The following is a 24515-nucleotide window of genomic DNA, read 5'->3' on the forward strand; positions in this document are numbered from 1 at the left end:
TATCAGCTATAAGTTGATTCGGCGGTGTATGCGCTGGCTTCGCTGAGTGTCTTTAGCTGTGCTGGGGTCAGCGTCAGATCGACTGCGGCGAAGAGATCGTCCAGTTGCTCCACAGTCGTGGCGCTGGCGATGGGGGCGAGAATGTGGGGGCGTGAGAGCAGCCATGCGAGAGCGATTGAGGCCTGCTTGGCGCCGGTCTGCTTGCTGACTTCTTCGAGAGCCTTCAGGATGCGCAGGCCGCGCTCGTCGAAGTATTTGCCGAGGGCTCCGGCGCGCTTGGCCTTCTCCGTATCAGCCGCGGTCTTGTACTTGCCGGTGAGGAAGCCGCTGGCAAGGGAGAAGTAGGGGATGACGCCAAGGTTGAATTCTGCCACGACTGAGGCGAGTTCCCTCTCGTACTTTTCGCGGGTGTAGAGGTTGTACTCGGGCTGAAGCGTTTCGTAGCGCGCGAGGCCTTCTTTGCGGGAGATATTCTCGGCCTGCTGGAGGCGGTCGCCGCCGTAGTTGGAGGCTCCGATGATCCGCACTTTGCCCTCTTGCACGAGGTCGGTGAAGGCGCGCAGGGTTTCCTGGAGGCCGGTTTCCTTGTCGTCGATGTGGGCCTGATAGAGGTCGATGTAGTCGGTCTGGAGGCGCGTGAGAGAGCCTTCTACCGCCTGCTTCATGTAAGCGGCGCTCAGACCTTTCTTGCCTTCGCCCATGGGGTTGCCGAGCTTGGTGGCGAGTACGATCTGGTCGCGCTTGCCGCTCTGCTTGAACCAGTTGCCGAGGATGGTCTCGCTCTCGCCGCCCTGGTGGCCGGGGACCCAGGTGGAGTACATATCGGCGGTATCGATGAAGTTGAAGCCGCGGTCTGCGAAGCGGTCCAGTACGGCAAACGACTGTTTCTGATCGATGGTCCAGCCGAAAACATTTCCGCCCAGCATGATGGAGGAAACTTTGAGCCCGAGGCTCCCGAGTGTTTTTTGAGTCATTTTTGTTGCTCCTGCGTATTGGATGCAGGCTGCGCGGAAACCGTTCGAGCCATTGGAGATGGGACTGGGCGGGGTGCCGGATACATAAAGAATTGATGCAAATGTGGTATTTTCGAGGATGGCAGTTGCTGCCGTTTAGGAGAGTTTTTTGGCTATCAAGGAATTTATCAAGCACCATTATCGCCACTTTAATGCGGCGTCTCTGGTGGATGCGGCTGAGGGTTATATCAAGCTCATCGATGCGGGCGGGAAGATGTTCCTGACCATGGGCGGAGCGATGAGCACGGCTGAGTTGGGCCTGTCGTTGGCGGAGATGATTCGCCAGGGCAAAGTGCATGCAATTACCTGCACGGGCGCGAACCTGGAAGAGGATGTGTTCAACCTCGTTGCGCATGATTTTTATGAGCGCGTGCCGAACTACCGCGATCTGACGCGTGCTGACGAAGTTGCCCTGCTGGACCGCCACATGAACCGCGTGACCGATACGTGCATCCCCGAGATGGAGGCGATGCGGCGGATTGAGAAGGTGGTGCTGAAGGAGTGGATGAAGGCTGACCAGGCCGGTGAGAGCTTCTTCCCGCACCAGTTCATGTACAAGATTCTGCTGTCGGGCGACTTGAAGGAGTCTTACCAGATTGACCCGAAGAACAGCTGGCTGCTGGCGGCGGCGGAGCGCAATCTGCCGATGTTTGTGCCGGGCTGGGAAGATTCGACGCTGGGCAATATGTATGCCGGGCACTGCATCTCGGGCGACGTGAAGAAGGTACACACGGTGCGCACCGGCATTGAGTACATGATGGAGCTGGCCGAGTTCTACACGAAGACGACGGCGGAGACTCCGCTGGGCTTCTTCCAGATTGCCGGCGGCATTGCGGGTGATTTCCCGATCTGCGTAGTGCCGATGTTGCACCAGGATCTGCAAAGGCCTGAAGTGCCGCTGTGGGCTTACTTCTGCCAGATCTCGGACTCGACGACGAGCTATGGTTCGTATTCGGGTGCAGTGCCGAACGAGAAGATCACGTGGGGCAAACTGGGGATCGATACGCCGAGCTACATCATCGAATCGGACGCTACGATTGTGGCGCCGCTGGTGTTTGCTTACGTGCTCGGCTGGTAAGTTGCTAAATTCATCAAACGTTCGCCTGTTATTCGCGGAGACGCGTTGACTCGCTCTCCGCTGGCGGATATAACCGCTTTATGACTTTGGAATGCTGCGCTTCCGGGATGGCCTGTTGCTGCAACTGTTGTTGCGGGCTAGGTTGCGCTGGCGTTCCGGGGGATGTGGTTTGAACTAGGTTTACACCACACGCGATTGTTCGCATCCGGCCCACACCAGCACATGCTGCGTGTGGGCTTTTTGCTGTTTGCAGGCGAGGAGATGGTATGGCGTCAGGTTCAGAAGAAGCTGTTGCGGCGAGGCCCAAAGGTGGGCTGTCGGTGGATTGGTGGGCGGTGCTGCTGGCCGTGGTGCTGGCTGTGCTGGTGCGGTTTGGTGTTCTGCAACATATTCCCTGGTAAGTGAAAGAGATCGACATGGCGAGCGCTGCAGTTCGAGTTGAGAACACGAAGAAGAACCCGCTGCTGGCGGCGGTGGGGCTGCTGCCGGGCATTGCGCTGCTGGCGGTGATTGGACTGGCGGCGAAGTGGATTGAGCAGTCGCTAAACGGGTATACGAAGGCGCACCACATCATTTTTCCCAACATTGAGTATGTGCTTTGGGCGATTGTGATTGGGCTGATTATCGGCAACCTGGTGAAGCTGCCGGCGATCTTTCAGGCTGGCGTTGATACCTATGAGTTCTGGCTGAAGACGGGCATTGTGCTGCTGGGGTCGCGCTTTCTTGTGGCTGATATTCGCAAGCTGGGCGGGATCAGTTTGCTGCTGGTATTTGTGGAGATTGGCGGGGCACTGCTGCTGATGACGGCGCTGGGCAAGGCCTTTGGGCTGCGGCCGAAGCTGATCAACCTGCTGGCCATCGGGTCCGCGGTCTGCGGTGTTTCGGCGATCATTGCGACGAAGGGCGCGATTGATGCGGATGATGAGGATTCTTCGTTTGCCATCGCCGCGATTCTGGCGCTGGGGGCGATTTCGCTGGTGGCCTTCCCTGCGATCGGGCATGCATTGCACATGAGCAACAACGCTTATGGCTTGTGGACCGGGCTGGCTGTCGACAATACCGCTGAGGCAACGGCTGCGGGCGCCATCTATTCGGACGCGGCGGGCAAAGTTGCGGTGCTGGCGAAGACCTGCCGCAATGCGATGATCGGCTTTGTGGTGCTGGGCTACGCGATCTACTGGGCGCGCAAGGGACAGGCGAACGTCATCGGCAACAAGGCGGCGTTTCTCTGGCAGAAGTTTCCCAAGTTTGTGCTGGGATTTTTGCTGATCTCCGCGGCTGTTTCGTTTGGCGCGTTTAACGCAGACCAGGTGAAAAGCCTGGCGAATCTTTCGCGGTGGGCGTTTCTGCTGACCTTTGCCGGTGTGGGACTGAAGACGAACTTCGGTGCACTGTCAAAGCAAGGCATCAAACCATTCGTTGTGGGGATTGTAGGCGAAGTGTTGATTGCCGTGTTGACGCTGGGCCTGGTGATTGGCGCGAACCGCATCTGGACGCTCTAATAACGCCTACCTGTTCCTGATGCAGGAGTGAGGCTGCTACTTCGCGATACGACTTTCGTCCGGGGCGATGCTGTGCCTTGCTGTCCAGAGAACGTCGCCATTGATCCGTGCAATGGACTTCACCGGGCGAATGCCTCGCAATGCGCTGCACACGCAGATACTGTCTGCATTGCCCAGCATTGCGAGGCTAATGTCTCGCTCTTCCAGGCCTGGAAGGGAATGTAGCAAGTGCGCTCGCTGAACGCCCGGTAACACTCCGGAGGACAGGGTTGGCGTCAGCCATTTTTGATCCATCAAGACTAGAACATTACTGATGCAACCCTCAGTCAATACAGATTGTTCGTTGAGGAACAGGACTTCGTCGAAGCCTAACTTGCGCGCGTCTATCAGGCTCTGCTCGTACAGCTTTCGGTTCGTTGTTTTGTGGCGTAGGAATACATCTCTCGACCGGGTGCGCTCCTCTGCCAGCAGCAGGCGGCCATTCCACGAAACGGGCTCGAGGGGTGCTGTATCGATGCGCCATGCTCCGGTCTCGTCGAGTTCGAGGCGTAGTCTGCATTCGATGTCGCCGCAACCAGAAACCGCAGATGCCAACTCATGCAGCAATTTCTGTTGGTCGTAGCGGATATCGAAAAACTGCGCTGACCTGGCGAGCCTTTCCATGTGCAGAGGCAGGAGCGGTATAGCGCCGGCACAACGCATCGTTTCGATCAGCGCGAATCTGGGTCGTCTGGTGGTGAGGAAGCTGGCCTTCAGTTTGCATTCTTCGAACTCGTCGTCTGGATTGGAACCTGCGGTAATTCCGCCGCCAACGCCCATTGATATCTTCCCGCTCTTGAGCTGGACGGTGCGAATCGCGACGTTGAAACAGGCCTCTCCTCCTGGCGCGAAATATCCGATAGCCCCTGTGTAAATTCCGCGGCGGTTCTTTTCGAGCTCTCGAATGATCTCCATCGTCTTGCGCTTGGGCGCACCGGTGATCGACCCCGATGGAAACAGACTGGCGAATACCTGGGATGGGGAGATTCCATCGTTCAGGAGTCCGGAGCAGGTCGAGGTCATTTGCAGCAAAGTGTTGTAGGGTTCCACGTGAAAGAGGTCGTCGACGTTGACCGATCCGTATTGGCAGATGCGTCCGAGATCGTTGCGCAGCAGGTCAACGATCATCACGTGTTCGCTGCGATTCTTTTCATCGTTCTGCAATTGCCAGGCTGCTTTGAGATCCTCTTCCAGATCGCTTCCTCGAGCCCATGTGCCCTTCATTGGGCGGACACTGATTCGCCCTTGCTTCGTGCGATAGAACAGCTCTGGCGAGAAGGATAGCAGCGGTGCTTCCGCTCGATTGATGAACGCGGCGAACGGGACTGGTTGCTGTCGCAATAACGTCTCATAGACGGCAAGCGCGTGAGCATCGGTACGGCCCGTGATTCTATCGGTGAAGTTCACCTGGTAGGTGTGGCCTGCTTCTAAATGTTCCTTGATGCGAGCCAGTGCCGCCCCGTAGTCTTCCCGCGATATTTGCAGGCCATCTGCGTGGATGATGGCTTCATTGCGTGGAACGTCGCAGTAGTCTGGGAGCGATCCATGTATTACTCCGGTGGCATGATCGAACTCAATTGGTGCCTCGTAGACTCCGAGCCAGGCCAGGGGTTCCGACGGACGAGTGCCTTCGGTGTATGCGGATGCGAGTCCGACAAAACTCCCACCGCACTCATAGGCGAAGTATCCAGCAACGAATGCGCCCTTGGCGAGATGGTTGTCAAGCTCTTCAAGAAGAGGATGGAGGTCGCGATTGTTCCACGCGATCAGTTCGCTTGAGGGATGAAGAAAGAGCAGGCTCCTATCCTGCGATCCGTCTCGCTTTGCGGTTTCCAGCAGCACAGAATTCACGGCACTTGCCGCGCAAATGCGGAAGGCTCGCGGAAGACCGTGCCAAGTAGGAGGTCTCAGCACATCGGCTTCTGATCGTACCTCTTCTGCAACCGCAAACATCGATGATGCTCCTCGTTGATCAGGGGATGATGCAGGCCGACGGTACCGCAAAACAGTCGACATCATCGACGTTACCATTTCAGCCCGGACACGGAGGGATGCCCGGCTCGTCCGAGCCACGGTCCTGGGCGGGAAGACATATCGCCGTGACAGGGTGCCGCGACCAGCAGCACAGCGCTCACTTTACGCATCTACGTATCGTTGTTAGAGTAGTACCTGAACTCCGGTGCGGTCGACGGCAGGAGATTGACTGTTATCTCTCGAATCGGGCCGTTGTGGCTACTTCGTGAGTTCGGCTTCAGATTCGCTCGCGGAGTGTAATGGTACTGCGGTTGAGTTGGGAGTCGAAATTCGTAAGTCTATGATGAAACGTAAGTTGCGGGAGTAGTTCAGTGGCAGAACGTCAGCTTCCCAAGCTGAATGTCGCCGGTTCGATCCCGGTCTCCCGCTCCAATAGAATCTCTAGTTTATAGTTCCGGATTTCAATTTGCGCATAGCTGTTGGATTGGGCCGCCCTATTCCGATCTCTTCCAGCTTTGGCTCGACGTCCGGAGACGAAACGAAAGTGCCGTTTCAACCCAGACGTGCAAGCAAAAACCATTCCTGATATTCCTTGCACAACATGGGATCCGTCGTCAGAGATCAGGCTTGTGGCGGCAGGGTGCGGTTCCCTATGGGTCGGGCGGCTCCGTCGGTCTCAAGAAGACACAGCCATGCGTGATTCTGGGTGAGCACTTCTTCCATTTCGGGCTCGCTCAAGACCATGCACGCGGTGGAGAGCGCGTCCGATTCAGCCGCGGTATCGGCCAGGGCCCAGACACGGTTTTGCCGCGCTGCCGGTTGGCCAGTGCGTGGATCGAGAATATGGTTCCCCTTCACCGCCAGCCCCGAACCGCTCAAGGAAGCGTGAGCCAGGTAGAACCGCTGCGGTGCATTGTCATCCCCGAGACCACAGGACCAACCGGGGGTGTCCTGCGGCGGAGCGCCCGCCAGGATACTGCTTCCGCCCGCTATGAGTAAGAACGACAGGCATTCCCAGCTACGCAGCAACTCCGCCATCTGGTCGAGTGCAAATCCCTTGCCGACGGCTCCCAGGTCAAATTGCAATCGGCCGCTATCGCACAGAATGGCGAGTTCCTCGGGCAACAAATGCCATTGCGGCATCGATGTTTGGGTTTGCATGGCAGCGGCCGTGGCAGAAAACGCGCCCGATGTAGCCAGCTCCATTTTTTTCGCAATTTCCAGGCATTCGAAGGCCGGTTGACTCAGGCGCATCTTTTCGCCCGGCTCGAGTCGAGCGATCTGAGCTATGTCGCTGTTGGCGCGAAAGCGGCTTAGACAGGATTCCAACTTATCCAGAAGATCGACTGCGGCCTGCGCAGCCTGCGCGGCATAGATTCTCTCTTCACCGGCGATACGCACCTCGAAGTAGGTGGCCATTGCGCGGTGATTAAGTTGGAAGATGTCAGTCATGTGGTTCCTCGCGGTGCGGCGACCACAAGAGGGTTAGCACACCGGGCCGAACTCCAAAGAATTGCGGGCGAAAATCCTTCAGGAGGTCGCCGTATTGCTCGGCAGCTTCGGTGGAGGTGATGTAAAAATCCGCCTTTCCCGGCTGCTGGCCAGGCTGCCAGAATCCCACTTCGCTATAGTGCCTGAGATACCACGGCAACGGCCAGGGATCGGAGGCAATTACGGCGATACGCGGCGCTGCGAGCGCATTATCGTGCGCCAGTCTTTCGATCTCCACGGGTAGTCCAAGCAAATCCTCAGAGGTGTGGGCATAAGCGTAAGGATTCGTTTCATCCGCAGGAGCAACAAAGACACGCAGCCGCGTATCGTGGGCGATCAGCACGGAAGCTACAGCTGCCAGGAGAATGCAAACGGTGCGGACGGGGATGCCGAGAGCGGGATACTTCGCTGGCATGCGCCAGAGCGACACGACTGCTCGACCAGCGAACAGGGCGATAGGCAGCCAGAAATTCAAAGCGAGCCAGGGTGTCTTGTATGGAATCAAGCTGTAGATGACGATGATGAAGAGGGCGTAGAACGCCAGCCACCCGTACGGAGAAGGGCTGCGCTGTCTCAGGGACTGGAGGAGGCCTATGGAGGCCAGGATTAATACCAATCCGCCTGACCAGCCTGCGGTTATGAGCCCGAAATAATACGAGACGGGTTCCTGGTGCCCTGCGCCCTGTGCACGTGCAAGAAAATTCGGCACTGCCTCCAGTAAGTCGCCGAGCGCTTTCCAGTTGCTGCCAAACCAGGTGAACAGAAGCACGCTCAGCAACAGAAACGCAGTCGTCGCAACCAACATCAATTTGGGTTGCCACAAAGCACCTGGATATTTTCCTCGGAGGTTCCAGATCCAGAAGACGAAGATGGCGAGCGCGATCGCGAGGAAGTGAAGAACAGCGGTCTCCTTGCTTGCCAGCATCAGCGCAGCGCAAGCGCCAGCCAGCGCCGCCTTGCCGATGGAACTTCTTTGCCAAGCGCGCCATCCGGCCAAAATCAAGCCAAACGTGGCGGCTACAAAAATGGACTCGTGAATGAAATATCGATCGTAGTAGACGGGCAGAGGGCCGGCGGCAAAGAGCATCGCCGCGATCAAGCAGGGTGTGAAGCCGAACGCTTCGACAGCCGCTCCAAAGAGCAGAATCGTGACACTTCCGGCGAGGACTGTTGTCAAACGCAGTTCCGATTCTGTGAGGTCGGAAAATGCCTTTGCACCCTGCATTCTGGCCAGCGGGAGGGCAAGTGCAGTCAGCGTGGGACCGTGACGGTCGTGCGGATCGTAGAGGAATGGTTTGCCAGCCAGTACTTGTCCAACGATGAACGCGTTCACAGCTTCATCTGTGTGCATGGGCCGCTCACCCAATTGCGGCAGGCGCAGGAGAAGTCCGAGAAAGGCGACAAGAAGAAAAACCGCCCATCGAGTCCACCGCGAAGGAAAGGCGATCGTCTGCACTGCAGCCGACTTGTCGGGATCATCGGCAACAAGTGGCGATGGATCGTTATGCAGATCAGAACTCATCGGATCGATACGCCTGGCCATAGCCATTCAGCAGGTTGCGGCCCTGGGTCTTCAGAGGTGCAAGCATGCGATTTTAGGCCGCAGGCTTGCCCCACACTTCGACCTCGATGTAGTGGTTCAATTTGTTGGACGTGTTTCCGTTGCTGTAGAGACGTACATAGCGCCCCTTCACGCCCTTGGCATCGATCAGCTTGCCTTGATAGGTTTCGATGTAATTCAGGTTCTTGCCTGCACCAAAGCCGAAGCTGTTGGCAAAGTCATTGCTGAAGATGGTCGTGACGCCGGACTTGAACGTGGGGTCATCCGACACCTGCACCACAACGTCGCGATACACACGAGCCTGGGAATGAAAATGCCAAATGAGCACCGCGTAGATGTCCGCTTTCTTCGCTAGATCAATCTGCACCCATTGCTTGCCGGGACCGAGTTCGACCCATGACCCTTCGTTCCCGTCCTTATCTCCGTCCACGACCATATCCAGCGTTCCGACATTGGGATTGTTGTCGCTGGATGTGACCTTCTTGTTCTTTGCCAGATTTATCGTACCGGCGGGAACGTAAAAATCGGGACGCTTGCCCTTTGTTGCGGGCTCAAGGTTGGGTACGTTCAAAGGCGCGGGCGTACCTACAAAGAGTGGCGGCGGCAATTGGGTTTTTAGAACAACCTGGTTCTGCGCAATCGCCATGATTGCGACCGGCAATACGCACACAAGGGGAAAACTCTTGGTAAGGAATTTCATCATCTTCTCAAGCTCTCACTTCTTCGGCACTGATGGCAATTCTCGTTTGTGCGGCAATGGCTTCATTTGCTTTATGAATCACGTATTCACTGGTGAACGCTTCATCGCCGGGGCAATTCAGTTTTGCGGTACCGCGGATGGCGTTGAAAAAGTTCTCCAGGTGCGGCTGATGCGGGGGTTTGTTGAAGAAGACCGGAATCTCGTACTCCGCCAGTTGCGCGGTTTCGCGCACGTCCACTTTCGCGGCATCCTCGGCGGGGGCAGCTTTGGCGCGGACGTAGCCCTTTTGAAGCAGATCGTCCCATGAAACGTCAGTGGCGCGAGCCTCGCGATAAATTGCGCAGATGGACGGGTCCTCCGACATCTTGATGGTGCCCTCGTCCCCCATGAACATCTCATAGTAGCCGCCGCCTGCGCTGGTGGTCGTCTGCACCTGATAGGACGCACGCGCCACGCCCTGGGCCAGCGGATACTCATAAATCACGATCGCGTTGTCATACCAGTCGTGATTCTTGTAGTAATCCAGACCGCCGCTGCCGATGACCGACTTCGGCGAACCCAGCCACCAGTTGAAAATGTCGATCTGATGTGCGCCAAGATCGGATAACGGTCCGCCACCGAGTCCCTTGTACCAGCGCCAGTTACGGTATTGGTGCATGTCTTTATAACCGTATTTGGAGAGTGTGCTCGCGGGTATCTCGTACTTCTTGGGCCAGCCGAAGTCTTCTTTCACTGCACGGTTCCATTGCCCTTGTGCTGCTGTCACGCGACCGCAGAACTTTGCCTCCTGCAGCAGGCGGTTCTTGGTGAAAAGGTAGCGCGGGTTGCTGCGCCGCTGATGACCGATCTGCAGCAGCTTTCCGGTCTCGCGCATGGTCTTCACCATGGAGCGGGCTCCGTCGATCGTGTTGCTCATCATCTTTTCGCAATAGACATGCAGGCCGGCCTTCAGGCATGTATTCGTCATTGGCGCATGCCAGAAGTCCGGCGTAGCGATCAAGACGGCCTGCAGGTCTTTTTCCTTGGAGAGCATGTCCTCATAATCCTGGTATGAGCGAACCTCATTGCCAAGTTTTCCGAGGTAGCGAGCACCTTCCTGAAGGTGGTAATCCCAGATATCGCACAGCGCCACAAGCCGGATGCCTTCGATATTGAGAAGAGACTCCAGCAACACTTTGCCTTCCTCGCCATAACCGATGAGGGCAACATTCAGGGTGTTCAACGAAGATTTGTGAACAGCCGCTGCCTGTTGACCAGGGTCGGACTTGCACCCGCTTAACAAGAGGCCAGCGCCCGCGACTGCGGTTGTGGTAACGAAATCTCGACGATTCAAGAGCGGATTTACCATTTTTTGAGAACCGCGAATCTGTTGTATTTGGCGAGCAGCAATGCTCCCGCGACCAGGCCGATATGAATGCCCAGATAGGCCACTCCGTCTGGCTGATTGATCAGCACCAGGCCAATCGTAAGTAGGACGAAAAGCAACGCCTGGGCGAGAAGCGACAGTCGCGTGCCCAGCCCTATCAGAAGCATGATTCCGGTCAGAATAAATGCCGGGCCTAGCATCTTGTCGACAGCCACCAATGCGAATTTCGGTAACAAGGGCTCGTGGGCGAACTTGTCCCGGAGCGCTGCCGGAATTCCCGCGTAGTTGGCCAGCGCGTAGGACTTGACGTTCACATTGACCATCACTCCGCTCGCATCTGGCTGACCGGTCGATGGATCGATCAGTGGCATAGCCACAGATCGATAGGAGCTAAACTTCTCGATGCCAACGAGAAGTGCGCGCACGCCGAGCCAAAGGCGCAGCGCCAGAAATGCCCAGGTAAAATCCAGATTCACTTTCTGGTCAGACTGACGGCCAGGATCTACTTTTGTTTCCATTGAATTCGTCTTGTCTCCCCGGTCGATGCCGAGATTGAATGGCAAACGTTTCAAATCGTTTCCGCAGTCGGTCGGCGGAAACTAGGAAAAGCGGTTGTCGCTAAGGCGCGCTTAGCTCATTTTCCATGGGCCCCGGTATTCGCGAGTCATCAGCTTGCTGGCTTCAGCATCGCCGATGATCTTTTCTTCTTTCACGTCCCAGCGGATTTTTCTTCCGGTGTGCATGGAGATCAGACAGAGATGTCCGGGGATCGCCGAGTGGTGTCCTACTTCGACAGGGGTTATGGTCGCTTCGCGCGTCTTGATGCAATCCAGAAAATTTTGTTGGTGATTGGAAGAGGTGTAAAGTTTGACCTTGCGCAGCTCTCTGGGCAGATATTTGCCCTTTGTCCATGCGGGATTCGAGGTCTCAAACCCTCCACGATCGACCCACACCCAGCCCTCGGTGCCAATCCATTTCACACCGCTCCTGATGTCGGGATAACCGCCAGCGATGGTCATGGTGACGCCCCGCGGATATTTCAATTCAAACCGGTACTTCGGTGCGGTATTCCATACCGCCGTGGCTGGTGGGAGCTCGCCGCTACCTTCCACTTCCGACGGACCTGAGTTGTCGAAGTCCAAGCCCCAGTGCGCGATATCGCAATGATGGCCGATCCAGTCCAGCAGCTGCCCGCCACCCGTGTTGTAATTCCAGCGCCATGATTTATGGGAGCGCGCCTTGATGTAAGGTTCCATCTTGGATGGACCAATCCACATCTCATAATCCAATTGCGGTGGAGGATCGGTGACCAGCAGATTCCAGGCCTTGGTGCCAGCCTTCACCTGATCCAGGCTTGTGAAAGTTTCCCCCTCAGCGGCCAGTTTTGCGAGCGCATCCTTTTCTACGCCGTCAAAATCCGATAAACCGGCCGGCAGGCCAACTTCCACATGGGTCACCGTCCCGATGAGTCCGTTTCGGACGATTTCCGCTGCCTTATGAAAGGTCGGAACCGAGCGCTGCCATGAGCCCATCTGCCAGATGATGCCGTTCTGCTGAGCTGCACGCACGATGGATTGCTGTTCGGCGATGGTATGCGCAAGGGGCTTCTCGCCGTAGATATCCTTTTTGCGGCGCGCGGCCTCGGTGGCGACGATTTCATGCCAATGATCGGGTACGGCAATCATCACGGCATCAATGTCTTCGCGGGCAAGCAGTTCCCGGTAATCGTGGTAGCCTTTGCAATCCTCGGTTCCATACGCGTCGTTAATCATCTTGACTGCGGCATTCAGATGGTTCGTATCGATATCGCAGGCCGCGACCACCTGACAATCCGGCGATGCCAGGAAAGCCTCCGTATTGCTCGGCCCCTGCCAGCCCATGCCGATCACACCAAGATTGATCGTGTTGTTGGCCGAGGGTTTCGAACTCTGCGCGCCGAAGGCGGGAAAGACCGTAGGGAGAATGACGGCCGATCCGGCAGCTTTGAGGAAATTGCGGCGATTGAGGGAACGAGGCAAAAGCGTCTCTTCAGAGCGATGCAGTTTAGACATGATCCACTTGAATATCATCTTCTCGAGTACTGTGGCAACCGCATATTGGAAGACGCGCCAGGTGTCCTCCAAAGTGGCAGTTTCGGAGCAGCGATCAGGCTGGTGTGAGAACACTTGTTGATGTTGCTGGAGACGCTTCTTGCCGACCTTGCGGAGACGAGTACCCAACATCAGGAGTTGCGAGGCCGGCACTCGCCCAGTCTGACCTGATGGGAGATCCATCGGAACCCTTCAAATGCTCTCGATCTTGCAGACTCCTTCTGACTTCTGTAGCCGATCGCTCAAAACAAGCCATACCAGCGCTGTCATGATGCCCATGGCTGTGCCCGAGCCAAATGCCATGATCCATCCGGTGTGTCCATAGTGTTTTACGAGGAATGGCACGAGGGAAGTCGAAGCAATACCGCCGATGATGCCAACCGTGTTCATGAAGCCCGCCACCACCGCTGCATGCGGTCCGGCAATCGCCGTCGCGGTCGTCCAAAACGACGACTCAGCTAGATACATCGCGCCCAGACTAATCGAGAGCGCAAGTACAGCAAGCATACGGCCGTCGACTTCTGCTGCGACCAGGAGCAAAATCCCCGACAGGGAATAGCCTGCCGAGATGATGATTTGAGAGCTCTTGAATCTGCCACATCGTTTCGTCAAACGATCCGAAAGAACTCCACCAAGAGGGGTCGCAATGATTGCTGCAATCCACGGCAAACTTGTCATCAGTCCACCGCCGAGAAGGCTAAATCCTCGCACCTCAACGAGATACACATATAGCCACGAGAGGAACATGAACAACAGATAGCCCTCAGAGGCATAGCTTAGCGCGAGCAGAGCGACGTTCAAATTCAAGAGCCTGGGATTCGCCGGGTCAATCTCCGGGGCGTGGATGAGAGGTGCATCGATCTTTGCCGGCGATGACACTCCGCGCGTGAATGCAACCCATATCAAGCCCACCGCAAATGCGACCAGGGATGTGATGTAGAAGGAGGCTCTCCATCCGTAGCGCATCATGCAAAACGCAACAACAGGTGCAGATAGCGCCGACGCGACCGAGCTTCCCATCAACATCATGGAACTGCCGGTACCGCGCAGGGCCGGCTCCATCCATTGATGAACGGCGCGGGACGCCACCGGATACGTGGACGCTTCGGCGAGGCCAAGTACAAAGCGACATGCCCAGAGTACAGCCAAGGTTCCTGCCGTACTCCTGAAAAGGACGCCAGGGGCGAATCCTGTCGCTACTGTACAAAGTCCCCACACGATCGCTGAGATGCCAAGGACGAGCCGCGCGCCATACTTATCTCCCAGCCAACCTACTGGAACCTGAAACAGCGCGTAGCCAATGAGAAATCCATTGAAGACCAACGCCATGTCGCTCCTCGATAGCGCCAAGGACGGCATCATCAATTCTGCGGCGACGGAGATATTCACCCGCTCAACATAGCTGGCAAAGCTCAGGCCGAAGAGCATAGCAACGATGACCCAGCGGAAGTGCGGCGATGAGGATACACGAGCCAGCATCTTCCTTTTATACCTGCGCTTCAGGAGTTGGCAGCAGCAAACCATCGATTTGACGATTCAAACATTGAGATCAGATCGCAGCGCATATTTTTGTTGATCCATTCGGAAGCATTCGGGTATGTTCGAGGCTCAACGTACGCGAAGGCAGGCTCCGGCCTCACGCGTGTTGCTCGATGGAGGGAGTCGACATGAGATTTTGCACACAGGCTTTTCTGTACGCAAACACATCTGGAGACTTCGACATTGTCTGCCCATGTTGTACACCGTTTCGTCTGCTTTAAATCTCTTCTCAGTTTCAAGGCTCGTCGACTTACTGTCTCTGGATTTAAGAGCAGCTCTGATATTTCTGCAGAGCCCGCCATCAACAGCTCGAGATGTTGTCCGATCCAAGTCGCTCAAAGCGGTAGCAGCCCTACATTTTGAACCGGTATTCCAAGCCATGCTGATTCTGCTCACCTGGAGTTCTGAATGATGCGTCAACGGTTGATCCTTATCGCACTCTTAAGTTTCTTGATCGCTGCTCCGCTTTCCACAAAGGGAGCCTTTGCCCAGGCAGTCTTTGGCAAGATTGCCGGAAACGTTACAGACCCTTCGGGCGCTGTCATACCGGGTGCAGAGGTCGTGATTCGAGACGTTGATCGCGGCACTGAGTATCACACTACAAGTGGCAGTCAGGGAGAATACGCGCAAGGTCAACTGCTGGCCGGCTCTTATTCGGTCATAGTGAATGCCCCTGGATTTGGAAGCTTCACCAGCACCGTACAGGTGCATGTCGACTCGACCGTTGAAGTCAATGCGAAGCTCAGGATTGGAGCGCAGGCCGGCACTGTCGAGGTTACGGATGAGACACCGCTCCTGCAGGTAGATCGCGCCGAGGTCAGTACCACTTTGCAGACGACGGAAGTTGAGAATCTTCCCGTGATCGACCGTAATGCAACCGGGTTGGTGTTCACTGTTCCGGGTACGCAACTCACGAGCTTTCAGCATTCAGCGGCCGAAAATCCTCAGGGCGGCTATCAGTTTGCGGCCAACGGACAGCAGTTTTTCGCCAACGGCTTTCTGCTCGATGGTACGGAGAACGACAGCGCCATCCTGGGCATTGCGGTGATCAACCCCAATATCGATTCGCTGGAAGAGCTGAAAGTGACGACGAGCAATTATGACGCTCAGTTCGGATCGGTGGGCGGTGCGCTGCTGCAGGGCACGACCAAATCCGGCACGAACACGTTTCACGGCTCGGCATTTGACTACTTGCGCAACGGCTACTTCAATGCACAAAATCCGTTTGCGCCCGGCGCACTTCCGCTGCACTGGCAACAGTTTGGCGGTTCGGTGGGTGGTCCCATCTGGAAGGACAAGCTCTTCTTCTTCGCCGACTATCAAGGAACGCGACGCTCGACCGGAGCTCCCGCAATTGTGACCGTGCCCACCGCCGCTGAGCGAGCAGGCGACCTCTCGGCATTGCTGGGCGACACGATCCCAGGAGCGGATCCTGTCCAGACGACTGAGGGCAACTTCGTCACACCGCGGGCCGGCATGGTCTTCGATCCCAACTCCGGAAACTCGGACGGAAGCGGGCGCAAGGCGGTCTCTCACAACGGCCAGGTGAATGTATTCCCTTCCGTGCCTGCAGCGATCACCAAGCTGCTCAACAATCTACCGCTGCCCAATACTGGAGGGCCCGGGGCTCTCACCAACAATTACGTGGCTGTTGGCAAGCAGACCTTCCAGGACGATCAGGAAGACGGGCGCATTGACTACGCCGTCAATCCCAAGACCCGCGTTTTTGGCCGTTATACCATCAGCGAATTTTCCAATATCGCACCCGGCGCGTTTGGATCAGTCGCCGGAGGTCCTTCGCTGCAAGGCACCAACTTCGCAGGTATTTCGGATACGACCAATCAGAGCCTTGCGCTCGGATTCACACGGACTTTCAGCCCGACCTTGATCCTTGAAGCTCGCTTTGGAACTTACCGGTACAAGGTGCGTGTACAGCCTGGCGGACTCAATACCACTCCGGCTACAGATGCTGGCATTCCAGGGTTGAATCTCGGAACACCTGAAACCAGCGGCATGCCTGCATTTTCCATCAATGGTGAGTATGGCTTTGCCTTTGGCTATTCGTTAGGTATCAACTCCTGCAACTGCCCGCTCTTTGAAACCGAAAACCACTTTCAATGGGTCAATAACTGGACCAAAATTTCAGGCACTCACACGTTTGGCTGGGGAGCCGATTTAAGGCGCGCGCAACAACAGCGAATTCCCAGCGACAGCCATCGTTCAGGCGAGCTCTCATTCGATCCCTCAACCACCGGCAACTTTGATGCCGACAGTGCGGGTCAGGCAACGGGCCAGACGACGGGCGCCGGCATTGCCTCTTTGATTTTCGGGGTACCCGATGGCTTTGCGAGATATTTCACGGGTGCTAACCTGCACCCCGGACTTCGCCAGACGCGCATGTTCTTCTACGCCCAGGACACCTGGCGTGCGACCTCAAAGCTCACTCTGAGCTACGGAATTCGCTATGAGAACTACCTGCCGCAAAACGCGGCCTCTCCGGGCGGTGCGGGAAGTTTTGATCCTGCTACTGGAGAAGTGTTAATCGCTGGCGTAGGAAGCGTTTCGAAGAGCATGAACGTGACCGCCTACAAGACTGGATTCGTTCCGCGTATCGGAGTCGCATACCAGATCGCCGCGAAGACCGTACTGCGTGCAGGTTATGGCAGCAGCTTCACTCCCGCTGGTCTGGGAGCGGTCTTTGGGCAAGCTCCTGACTACGATCCGCCGGTGATCCTGCCGCAATACATTGGCGCAGACAACAGCTACGGCTACTCATATGACCTGTTCAGCGGGCCACCTGTTCCTACCATTCCCGCGGTAGCATCTTCGGGCCGGTATCCGCTGCCGGACAATATCTCGGTCTACTACTTCCTCGATCCACCAAACAAATATCGTGTGCCTTCGACGCAGTTCTGGAATGCAGCGGTGCAGCACCAGATCACGCCATCCATGTCGATTGAGGCTGCCTATGTCGGCAACGTGGGACGTCACATCTTCGTGAACGCCAATCTGAATCAGGCTGTACCTGGTCCGGGAGACTATGATCCGCGCCGGCGCTTTTATCCGCAGTTTGGTCTGGAACAAGGGTTGTACAGTCTTTGCAATTGCGACAACTCGAACTACCATGCTCTCCAAATGAAGTGGGTTGAGCACCAGTCCAAAGGACTCGATTTCATCGTCGCCTACTCATACTCCAAAGCACTTGATGACACCGAGCTCGGAGGAGTTGCCGACAATAATCTCGACTACAAGGCAGACTATGGACCATCCAGCTTTGACCGGCGACACGAACTTGCTGTATCCAATGTCTGGCACATCCCTTATGGCCGCGGTCAACACTTCGGCGCCAACATAAACCGCCTGCTGGATCTGATTGCCGGTGGTTGGGAGTTTAATGGCATCACCACCGCTACATCAGGCGTCCCGTTCACGCCGAACGTAGGCAACGCTCCTCTGCTCAATGCTGACTTCAACAGTGTGCGACCCGACAAGATCGGTGATCCACACGTTTCGAACCCAAATCGCAATCAGTGGTACAACCCGGCGGCTTACACCGCCCCGCAAGGGCTCTATCGTGATGGCAACGTGTCACGCAATTCCCTCGTCGGTCCGCGCGTGTTCCTGATGAATCTGTCTCTAGCCAAGGTATTCACAATTACTGAAGGCAAGACTATTCAGTTCCGCTGGGAAAACTATAATGCCCTCAACCATGTGAATCTCAACACACCGGACAACTACATCGATGATGGTCCTAGCGCGGGTACAATCACGTCAATCCGGGCCGATATGCGCGAAATGCAGTTTGGCCTCCACATACGCTTCTAGGGTCTGAGGGAGAGGAGCAAATCACCGATGTCGCATGGCTCGATAGAGGGAAAAAACTTGAACCTGATTCAACCGATGCGCACTGCTGTGACGGTATTCGCCTTGACAGCAGCGGCTGTTCTCGCGCTGTCCGGCTACTTGGCGCATGGGCAGACTGCACAGACAACCCAGCCATCGTCCAATATCCAGGTTGCGCCAAAGCTACCCAAGCCAGATGATCGTTATAAGGCCGATATCCTGCTCGTAGTCGCTCACCCGGATGACGATACCGGCATCCTCAACTACATCACGCGTGCCTCCCTGGATGAGCACAAACGCATCGCCGTTATCTTCTCGACTCGCGGCAACGCAGGCGGGAATGCAGCCGGCATGGAACAGAGTAAAGCCATGGCAGACGAGCGTGAGATGGAAGCTCGTCGATCCCTTGCAGCCAGCGGCATAGACAATGTTTGGTTCCTGCGCGGCCTGGACACGGCCACGCAGGACGTGCTTCACTCACTGGAAACACTCGGCCATGGAGAAGCTCTGGATCAGACCGTTCGCCTTATCCGGCTTACGCGTCCCGAGGTCATCATCACCTGGATGCCTGCTTACGTTGCTGGTGAAAATCATGGCGATCACCAAGCCTCATGCGTTGTGGCTACAGAAGCATTTGATCTCGCCGGCGATCCGACCGTTTTTCCTGAACAGGTCAATGCGCCGAGGCGCTATTACAGCATCAATAACTACGGCGAAGGACTGCATCCATGGCAAGCTAAGAAACTCTATTTCTTCTCCGATGCAAGCCATCAGGAGTTCCTCGCGCATCACGGCCCTGCTTACCTGGCCAGTGATATTTCGAAGTCGAAAGGGGTTAGCTACGGAGTACTGAACAAGAAAGCCTGGGAGCTCTACGCAACTCAGATCGATCCCCTGCTTGATTACTACGCCAACATGCCCGACTATCTCATCCTCGGTAAGTCGTATGTAAAGACAACATCGACTGAGGCCGATGTGTGGGATGGTATCGATGACAAGCCAATTGCCTTCGTGCCTGCACCTGGATATCGCGCGAGCACGAGGCCGGAGGTTAGCATCGAGTTGGGCGGCCCTTGGGCATTCTACAAACAGTTCCAGCTCGCGCATGGCATCGCTGAGGCACTCAGCTTCGTCAAGCCACAAACAGCATTCAGTTACAACAGTGAGCTTTGGGTTCCGCTGCTGATCCACAACGACACGGACCGGCCGCGTGACCTTGTTCTCAAGTCCATTCTCGGTGACGGCTGGGTACCGGTGAACGATACGTTGTACCACGTAGAAGCTCACAGCAGTTACCCGGTGCAGCTCTTTCTGACGCGGACAGCGCCTCTGCCACCGTCTGCCGCGATCACCCAAACGCCAACCTCAGTGATGCCCGTCACTCCTACCCAAGACCTGCATTGGAAACTTTCAGAGAATGGGAAACCGGTTGGGGAAACAAGCCTGACAGTTTATCTAGAATTCAACGGAGTTCCACAGTGAGGATCATGTGTCGATAACCAGGCGTTCACTGCTCGCTGCTGGATCACTTTTCACCGGTGCAATCGCTGCCCGGACGTCTCACGCTTTAGCAGTTGCAAATGCAGCGGCAGCGCCGCCCCTCGACCACCGTAAGCTGAAGATCGTCGTAACCGGCGGCCATCCGGGCGATCCGGAATACGCATGCGGTGGAACCATCACAAAGCTCACGCAGCAGGGCCACGAAGTTGTGATGCTTTACCTGAATGACGGTGCCTGGCCGCCCACGGATGCTGCGACGCGTGTCGCCGAAGCCAAGCATGCATGCAGCATTCTCAACGCGCGTCCTCTCTATGCTGGCCAGCAGAATGGAAACGCCATTGTGGATAAAACGCACTATGAACATTTTGCCTCGATTCTCCGAGCAGAAGCTCCTGATGCGGTCTTCACTCATTGGATGATCGACAACCATCGCGATCACCGCGCCATAGCCATGCTGTCGTATGACGCATGGCTGAGTTCCAACAAGAAGTTTGCCCTCTACTATTTTGAAGTGTCCGATGGCGAGGATACGTTGCAGTTTTCGCCTAACCGCTACTCGGATATCTCGAAATTTGAGGCTGTGAAGAAAGCCGCCTGTTATGCGCATGCAAGTCAAACACCGGACCGCTATTACGCCTTACAGGACCAGGTCGCACTCTTTCGCGGAGCGGAAAGTGGCTCACAACGCGCCGAAGCCTTCATTTACCAGCAGCAAAACCCATTTGATATTTTCAGTACACTCCCTTGAACTCTCCGTTGGGGCATACGCAGCTCCTTTCTGCGCTGAACCTAAACTTCTCCCAACCGCAGCGGATGACGGCCACGATTCTTTCCTTTCTACCAAATCAGCTACCGCCTCTTGCGATTGAACATCGTTGCTCAATCCTCCATCTGTTTCGGCTTGGGCGACGTTACTTTCACGGCATCCGACTGCTCACTTACGCCATTCGTTCCGACCGCGATGATCCTGTACGTCACTGATTCGCCTCTCTCGGGCGCAGGTTCTGTGAACTTGCCGCTAGTCAACCCTACCGCCACCACCTTCGGCTCCGGCTCGAGTGTGCTTGTCCTCAAGACGCGGTAGATCCTGGCAGAGGGTGCGGTTTCCCATGTCAGCGTCAGAAGGCCGTCAAGGATTGCTGCTCTTACGCCAGTAGGAACAGGCGTTTTGACCGCATCCTTTGCCGGCAGCAACCCGTACACGCAGAACTGACCTGTCCCAACATTTTCAGTGCCAAAACTCGCGAGATAAACCATCCCGTTGGCGATCGTAGGCGGAGCCATTTTGGAGTATTCTCCGCAGTCGTCGCGCGCCGGAAGCTGCAACGAGTTCCATAGTTCGTGACGTATGTCATCTCCATCGTAGGCATGCAGAACTCCCGGTCGCGACTCGTGCCATGAGTCGCCGGTTGCGTGAATTGCTGCCCACAGGATGCCATCTTTGTTTCCATTTGCCGACAGTGATAGCATCGCGCCGGGGTGACCTTCATTCGGTACATCGCGCATCATCAACGGTGTCTGTCCGAGTTTCTCTCCTTCAAGCTTGTAAACTTTCGCTTTGTCTCTTTGCCCCCATACGTACAGCAAGTTGCCTGCGTGAGCGCTTTGCCAGTAAACAAGGCTGTGAAGATGCGACGCTGTGGCCTGAAAGTGTTGCAGGGCATGATCATCGCCGAGATGTCCGAAGTTTCTGGTATCCAGGGTGTAGAGCACTCCCTGCTTGCCGCCTCCGAGAACCAGGTGCGTGCCGGGAATAAGAGTCGCGCCGGACGAATTGAGGTCAGCGTCTTCCTTGTCCAGTGTGAGGTGGTTCGTGGGTGTAAACCAATCGACCAATTTGAGGCGAGGGTCCAATTTGAGAAAGCTCTCGCTGAAGTTCCTGATGCCATCCCAACTGCCATTGCCTGTCACAACGTATACGTATCCTTCGGCATCCGCCACGGGTCCCTGGCCAGATTGCCAGATGCTCGCCTCAGAGCCAGCCGGCGATGTATTGAAAACACTGATTTGTGCCAGGGTCTTGGCATCGTACGCCATCAGAAATCCGTGATACGGATCTTTGTCGCAATGCGATGCGTAGCCGATGTACACCATACCGTTCGCCAGCATCAGCGCAGGCCTCTGGTTCTCCATGAGCGCATTGAAATCAGGCGCACGGATGGTCACGGGACTCTCCGGCATATCGGCGCCTGTTGCCAGGTCGAGTGCATGAAGTCTCTGCGTGAATCCGGTCCGAGTACCATTTACCGCGCCCGCGCGCGTCAGCGCAACCACGTATAGAACTCCGCGCTCCTTATCGATCACGGGCGTACCAATGATGCCCATCTTCCCATTGATGTCGAGGCAGCCAAAATTTTCGCTGTGCAGGTTGGCCGGCGTTCCGAAGTTGACGTGCCATACCGGCTGCGTGGCCTCAGCATCATTAGCATCGAAAGCATATACGCTGTTGTTCACCGTGGTCACATAGACAAGGTCGCGCACACCTCCATCTACCTGCACTCCAGTAACGACCAATGGCTGTGTATAGATCTGGTCGTCCACGACCCGCTTGAACAGCATCCCAAACTGGCTCTGATTTACATTGGCCGGGGTCAGTATCGTTTCGCGGAGATTCACACCGGTCCGGGAATTGTCATTGTGCTGCGTCAACACGTCTACCTGCGAATGTGCGCAGACGCTCACCATCAAAACGGACAGACAGGGCAGAACAGCGACCAAAACATGTTTCAGGGTGTTGACTGACAATTGCATACTCCTAATTCTGAGCTGATATTTTGGGCCTCTGTGAGGAGGATGCACTCAAGTTTCGGAAAGGAAGAGCTTACGAGGCATCGGGCACTCCTATCCGCGGACGCAATCATGATAATTAATCCTCGCGTAGCTCTGCCAGGAGCCTATATGCTCGCTTGCGAGGACTAACGGCAATGACTCAGCTGTCGCACCGCTCCGCCTTGATCTTCCTGGTTTCTCGCAGCATTGCCGCCTTGCTATTCTGCTTTGGACTGACAATGTCTGCTTCAAGCCAGCAGCCGCTTCAAACGCTTCTTGTCGGCATCGACCACAGACCCGTCACAAGTCTCAACGGAGACTGGCACTACCTGGTGGATCAGGCCCCGGGACGTGCGTTGTATACCGGAAATGGCGCGATCAACGATAAATCCTACGCGATGAACGAGCACCCCCGCATCGTTGGCAATCATAATGAGGAATACGACTTCGCTACCGCGCCCACCATCAAGGTTCCGGGTGATTGGAACACTCAAGTGCCTCAGCTCTTCAACTATGAGGGTGTGCTCTGGTATCAGAGGGACTTCGATGCCCAGCCCAAGCCGGGCACGCGAACGTTCATTCATGTTGGAGCCGCCAATTACCGGTCGCATGTCTGGGTCAATCAGAAACGAGTCTGCGATCACGAAGGTGGGTTTACCCCATATGACTGCGAGGTCACAGCCGTTCTCCACACTGGATCGAACTTTGTCGTCATTGCAGTCGATGCTACGCGGCTTGTCGACGGCATCCCCTCCGTAGGATACGACTGGTTCAACTACGGCGGTATCACTCGGGATGTTTCACTCGTCACGGTGCCTATGGCCTTCATCGACGACTATGATATTCATCTAGCCCACAGAGCGAAGTTCGAACCTGACAATACTGAACTTACAGGGTATGTTCATGTGCTCGGCCCGCCTGCGGATACATCCGTAACAATCGACATTCCCGAAGCGGGTGCTAAGACTACCGCTAAAACGGATGCGAATGGCGACGCCGCCTTCAGCGTTAAGGCGGCGAAGCTCATACTCTGGTCGCCAGAGACGCCGAAGCTCTACAAAGTCAGCATCACGAGCGGCGAAGACAAGTTGACCGATGACATCGGCTTCCGCGATATCCGCGTCGAAGGCACCCGCATCCTACTCAACGGCAAGGCCGTGTTCCTTCAGGGTATCAACGTACACGCTGAGGCTCCTATTCGAGGAGGACGCGCCAATACTGATGAGGATGTCGCAACGCTCTTCAGCTACCTCAAAGACCTGAACGCCAACTTCGCTCGCCTCGCGCACTATCCCCACGATGAACGCATGGAACGTGCCGCCGATCGTGACGGCATCATGATCTGGTCTGAGATACCCAATTGGCAGAACATATCCTTCGACAAGCCTGAAGTGTATGCCAAGGATCTCACTATGCTCAGAGAAATGATCCGCCGCGATCGTAACAAAGCATCCGTCATTCTCTGGTCTGTCTCCAATGAAACATCGAACAATCCAACTCGCACCAGGTTTCTCACCGACCTCGCCAATGAAGCGCGCAGACTCGACCCGACACGCCTTATCACTTCAGCAGTGCTCGGGCCAAAACCCAACGGCAATGAGAGAGTTGTCAACGATCCACTTTGCGATGCGCTCGACGTCATTGGCCAGAACGAATATATCGGCTGGTATGAACTTACTCCCGGGGATGCCGACAAGATTCAATGGATCTTTCCGCAGAAGCCAGTGATTATGAGCGAATTCGGCGCTGAGGCAAAATTTGGCAATCACGGAGCTGTCAACCAGCGATGGACAGAAGAACAGCAAGTCGATGTCTTCAAGCATCAACTCATCATGCTCAAGAAAATCCCCCAACTCCGTGGGATAACGCCATGGGTGCTGATGGACTTCCGATCAACAACTCGGAATATTCCAAAGCTTCAGGATGGATTCAATCGCAAGGGCCTTGTCTCTGAAGCTGGTGAAAAGAAACAAGCTTTTACGTACTTTCAAAATCTCTATCGAGAACATGCGGTAGGAAAAGCAGAGTAGTACCCTATCGCCGCAGAAGA

At 55.8% G+C, this 24515-nt stretch carries 17 protein-coding genes, 1 tRNA gene and 1 pseudogene; 8 read left to right on the plus strand and 11 right to left on the minus strand.

All coding sequences use genetic code 11. The annotated features are described in order from the left end of the window. Positions 1–2 precede the first annotated feature (2 nt). Positions 3–974, minus strand: coding sequence for an aldo/keto reductase (locus AC5S27_RS16310; protein WP_493935627.1), 972 nt, complete (start codon positions 972–974; stop codon positions 3–5). A 148-nt stretch (positions 975–1122) separates the two neighbouring features. On the opposite strand from AC5S27_RS16310, the gene AC5S27_RS16315 reads away from it, so the two are divergent. The 3 genes from AC5S27_RS16315 (at position 1123) to AC5S27_RS16325 (ending at position 3593) form a co-directional block, all read left to right on the plus strand. Further along, positions 1123–2091 (plus strand): deoxyhypusine synthase family protein, encoded by a 969-nt coding sequence (locus AC5S27_RS16315; protein ID WP_493935628.1) that lies wholly within the window; start codon positions 1123–1125, stop codon positions 2089–2091. Between the two features lie 266 nt (positions 2092–2357). Next, the gene (locus tag AC5S27_RS16320; protein WP_493935629.1) at positions 2358–2492 is read left to right on the plus strand and encodes a hypothetical protein; all 135 of its coding nucleotides are present in this window, start codon (positions 2358–2360) and stop codon (positions 2490–2492) included. Positions 2493–2507: 15 nt separating this feature from the next. Next, positions 2508–3593, plus strand: coding sequence for a YeiH family protein (locus AC5S27_RS16325; RefSeq protein ID WP_493935630.1), 1086 nt, complete (start codon positions 2508–2510; stop codon positions 3591–3593). Positions 3594–3629: 36 nt separating this feature from the next. On the opposite strand, the gene pabB is transcribed toward AC5S27_RS16325, so the two are convergent. Then, complete coding sequence (pabB, locus tag AC5S27_RS16330; protein WP_493935631.1) at positions 3630–5585, minus strand: aminodeoxychorismate synthase component I; 1956 nt, start codon at positions 5583–5585, stop codon at positions 3630–3632. A 378-nt stretch (positions 5586–5963) separates the two neighbouring features. On the opposite strand from pabB, the gene AC5S27_RS16335 reads away from it, so the two are divergent. Then, positions 5964–6038: transfer RNA gene (locus tag AC5S27_RS16335), tRNA-Gly, on the plus strand. 189 nt (positions 6039–6227) lie between these two features. On the opposite strand, the gene AC5S27_RS16340 is transcribed toward AC5S27_RS16335, so the two are convergent. From AC5S27_RS16340 to AC5S27_RS16375, 8 genes and pseudogenes are all read right to left on the minus strand, one after another. Then, positions 6228–7058 (minus strand): FAD:protein FMN transferase, encoded by an 831-nt coding sequence (locus AC5S27_RS16340; protein WP_493935632.1) that lies wholly within the window; start codon positions 7056–7058, stop codon positions 6228–6230. Then, the gene (locus tag AC5S27_RS16345) at positions 7051–8640 is read right to left on the minus strand and encodes a flippase activity-associated protein Agl23 (protein WP_493935633.1); all 1590 of its coding nucleotides are present in this window, start codon (positions 8638–8640) and stop codon (positions 7051–7053) included. Before AC5S27_RS16345 ends, AC5S27_RS16340 begins: the two co-directional genes overlap by 8 nt. 52 nt (positions 8641–8692) lie before the next feature. Next, complete coding sequence (locus tag AC5S27_RS16350; RefSeq protein ID WP_493935634.1) at positions 8693–9361, minus strand: discoidin domain-containing protein; 669 nt, start codon at positions 9359–9361, stop codon at positions 8693–8695. Positions 9362–9365: 4 nt separating this feature from the next. Continuing rightward, positions 9366–10580 carry a Gfo/Idh/MocA family protein gene (locus AC5S27_RS16355; protein WP_493937326.1) on the minus strand — a complete coding sequence of 405 codons (1215 nt, stop codon included), beginning with the start codon at positions 10578–10580 and terminating at the stop codon, positions 9366–9368. Between the two features lie 51 nt (positions 10581–10631). Next, positions 10632–10706 (minus strand): annotated as a pseudogene (locus tag AC5S27_RS16360) (twin-arginine translocation signal domain-containing protein); the annotation flags it as partial. Beyond that, the gene (locus AC5S27_RS16365) at positions 10700–11296 is read right to left on the minus strand and encodes a hypothetical protein (RefSeq protein WP_493935635.1); all 597 of its coding nucleotides are present in this window, start codon (positions 11294–11296) and stop codon (positions 10700–10702) included. The gene AC5S27_RS16365 and the pseudogene AC5S27_RS16360, both read right to left, overlap by 7 nt. A 57-nt stretch (positions 11297–11353) precedes the next feature. Beyond that, positions 11354–12997 (minus strand): Gfo/Idh/MocA family protein, encoded by a 1644-nt coding sequence (locus AC5S27_RS16370; RefSeq protein ID WP_493935636.1) that lies wholly within the window; start codon positions 12995–12997, stop codon positions 11354–11356. A 9-nt stretch (positions 12998–13006) separates the two neighbouring features. Continuing rightward, a complete protein-coding gene (locus AC5S27_RS16375) occupies positions 13007–14293 on the minus strand; it encodes an MFS transporter (protein ID WP_493935637.1) in 1287 nt (428 codons plus the stop codon). Positions 14294–14761: 468 nt separating this feature from the next. On the opposite strand from AC5S27_RS16375, the gene AC5S27_RS16380 reads away from it, so the two are divergent. From AC5S27_RS16380 to AC5S27_RS16390, 3 genes are read left to right on the plus strand one after another with little or no spacing between them, the layout of a single operon-like run. Then, on the plus strand, positions 14762–18178 hold the full coding sequence (locus AC5S27_RS16380; RefSeq protein WP_493935638.1) for a TonB-dependent receptor: 3417 nt from the start codon (positions 14762–14764) through the stop codon (positions 18176–18178). Positions 18179–18235: 57 nt separating this feature from the next. Next, the gene (locus tag AC5S27_RS16385) at positions 18236–19678 is read left to right on the plus strand and encodes a PIG-L deacetylase family protein (protein ID WP_493935639.1); all 1443 of its coding nucleotides are present in this window, start codon (positions 18236–18238) and stop codon (positions 19676–19678) included. A 7-nt stretch (positions 19679–19685) separates the two neighbouring features. Further along, positions 19686–20444 (plus strand): PIG-L deacetylase family protein, encoded by a 759-nt coding sequence (locus AC5S27_RS16390; RefSeq protein WP_493935640.1) that lies wholly within the window; start codon positions 19686–19688, stop codon positions 20442–20444. Positions 20445–20575: 131 nt separating this feature from the next. Here the strand turns inward: AC5S27_RS16390 and AC5S27_RS16395 are convergent, their stop codons facing one another. After that, positions 20576–22441, minus strand: coding sequence for a PQQ-binding-like beta-propeller repeat protein (locus AC5S27_RS16395; RefSeq protein ID WP_493935641.1), 1866 nt, complete (start codon positions 22439–22441; stop codon positions 20576–20578). A gap of 179 nt (positions 22442–22620) precedes the next feature. Between AC5S27_RS16395 and AC5S27_RS16400 the strand changes: the two genes are divergently transcribed. Beyond that, on the plus strand, positions 22621–24495 hold the full coding sequence (locus AC5S27_RS16400) for a glycoside hydrolase family 2 protein (RefSeq protein WP_493935642.1): 1875 nt from the start codon (positions 22621–22623) through the stop codon (positions 24493–24495). Positions 24496–24515: the final 20 nt, after the last annotated feature.

It is taken from the genome of Acidicapsa borealis, assembly GCF_059115245.1.

What these genes read in the sequence shown, in the direction of transcription:
- AC5S27_RS16310 (WP_493935627.1), bottom strand. Translation starts at nt 974, where the DNA reads ATGACTCAAAAAACACTCGGGAGCCTCGGGCTCAAAGTTTCCTCCATC.
- AC5S27_RS16320 (WP_493935629.1), top strand. Translation starts at nt 2,358, where the DNA reads ATGGCGTCAGGTTCAGAAGAAGCTGTTGCGGCGAGGCCCAAAGGTGGG.
- AC5S27_RS16325 (WP_493935630.1), top strand. Translation starts at nt 2,508, where the DNA reads ATGGCGAGCGCTGCAGTTCGAGTTGAGAACACGAAGAAGAACCCGCTG.
- pabB (WP_493935631.1), bottom strand. Translation starts at nt 5,585, where the DNA reads ATGTTTGCGGTTGCAGAAGAGGTACGATCAGAAGCCGATGTGCTGAGA.
- AC5S27_RS16340 (WP_493935632.1), bottom strand. Translation starts at nt 7,058, where the DNA reads ATGACTGACATCTTCCAACTTAATCACCGCGCAATGGCCACCTACTTC.
- AC5S27_RS16345 (WP_493935633.1), bottom strand. Translation starts at nt 8,640, where the DNA reads ATGGCCAGGCGTATCGATCCGATGAGTTCTGATCTGCATAACGATCCA.
- AC5S27_RS16350 (WP_493935634.1), bottom strand. Translation starts at nt 9,361, where the DNA reads ATGATGAAATTCCTTACCAAGAGTTTTCCCCTTGTGTGCGTATTGCCG.
- AC5S27_RS16370 (WP_493935636.1), bottom strand. Translation starts at nt 12,997, where the DNA reads ATGGATCTCCCATCAGGTCAGACTGGGCGAGTGCCGGCCTCGCAACTC.
- AC5S27_RS16375 (WP_493935637.1), bottom strand. Translation starts at nt 14,293, where the DNA reads ATGCTGGCTCGTGTATCCTCATCGCCGCACTTCCGCTGGGTCATCGTT.
- AC5S27_RS16380 (WP_493935638.1), top strand. Translation starts at nt 14,762, where the DNA reads ATGATGCGTCAACGGTTGATCCTTATCGCACTCTTAAGTTTCTTGATC.
- AC5S27_RS16400 (WP_493935642.1), top strand. Translation starts at nt 22,621, where the DNA reads ATGACTCAGCTGTCGCACCGCTCCGCCTTGATCTTCCTGGTTTCTCGC.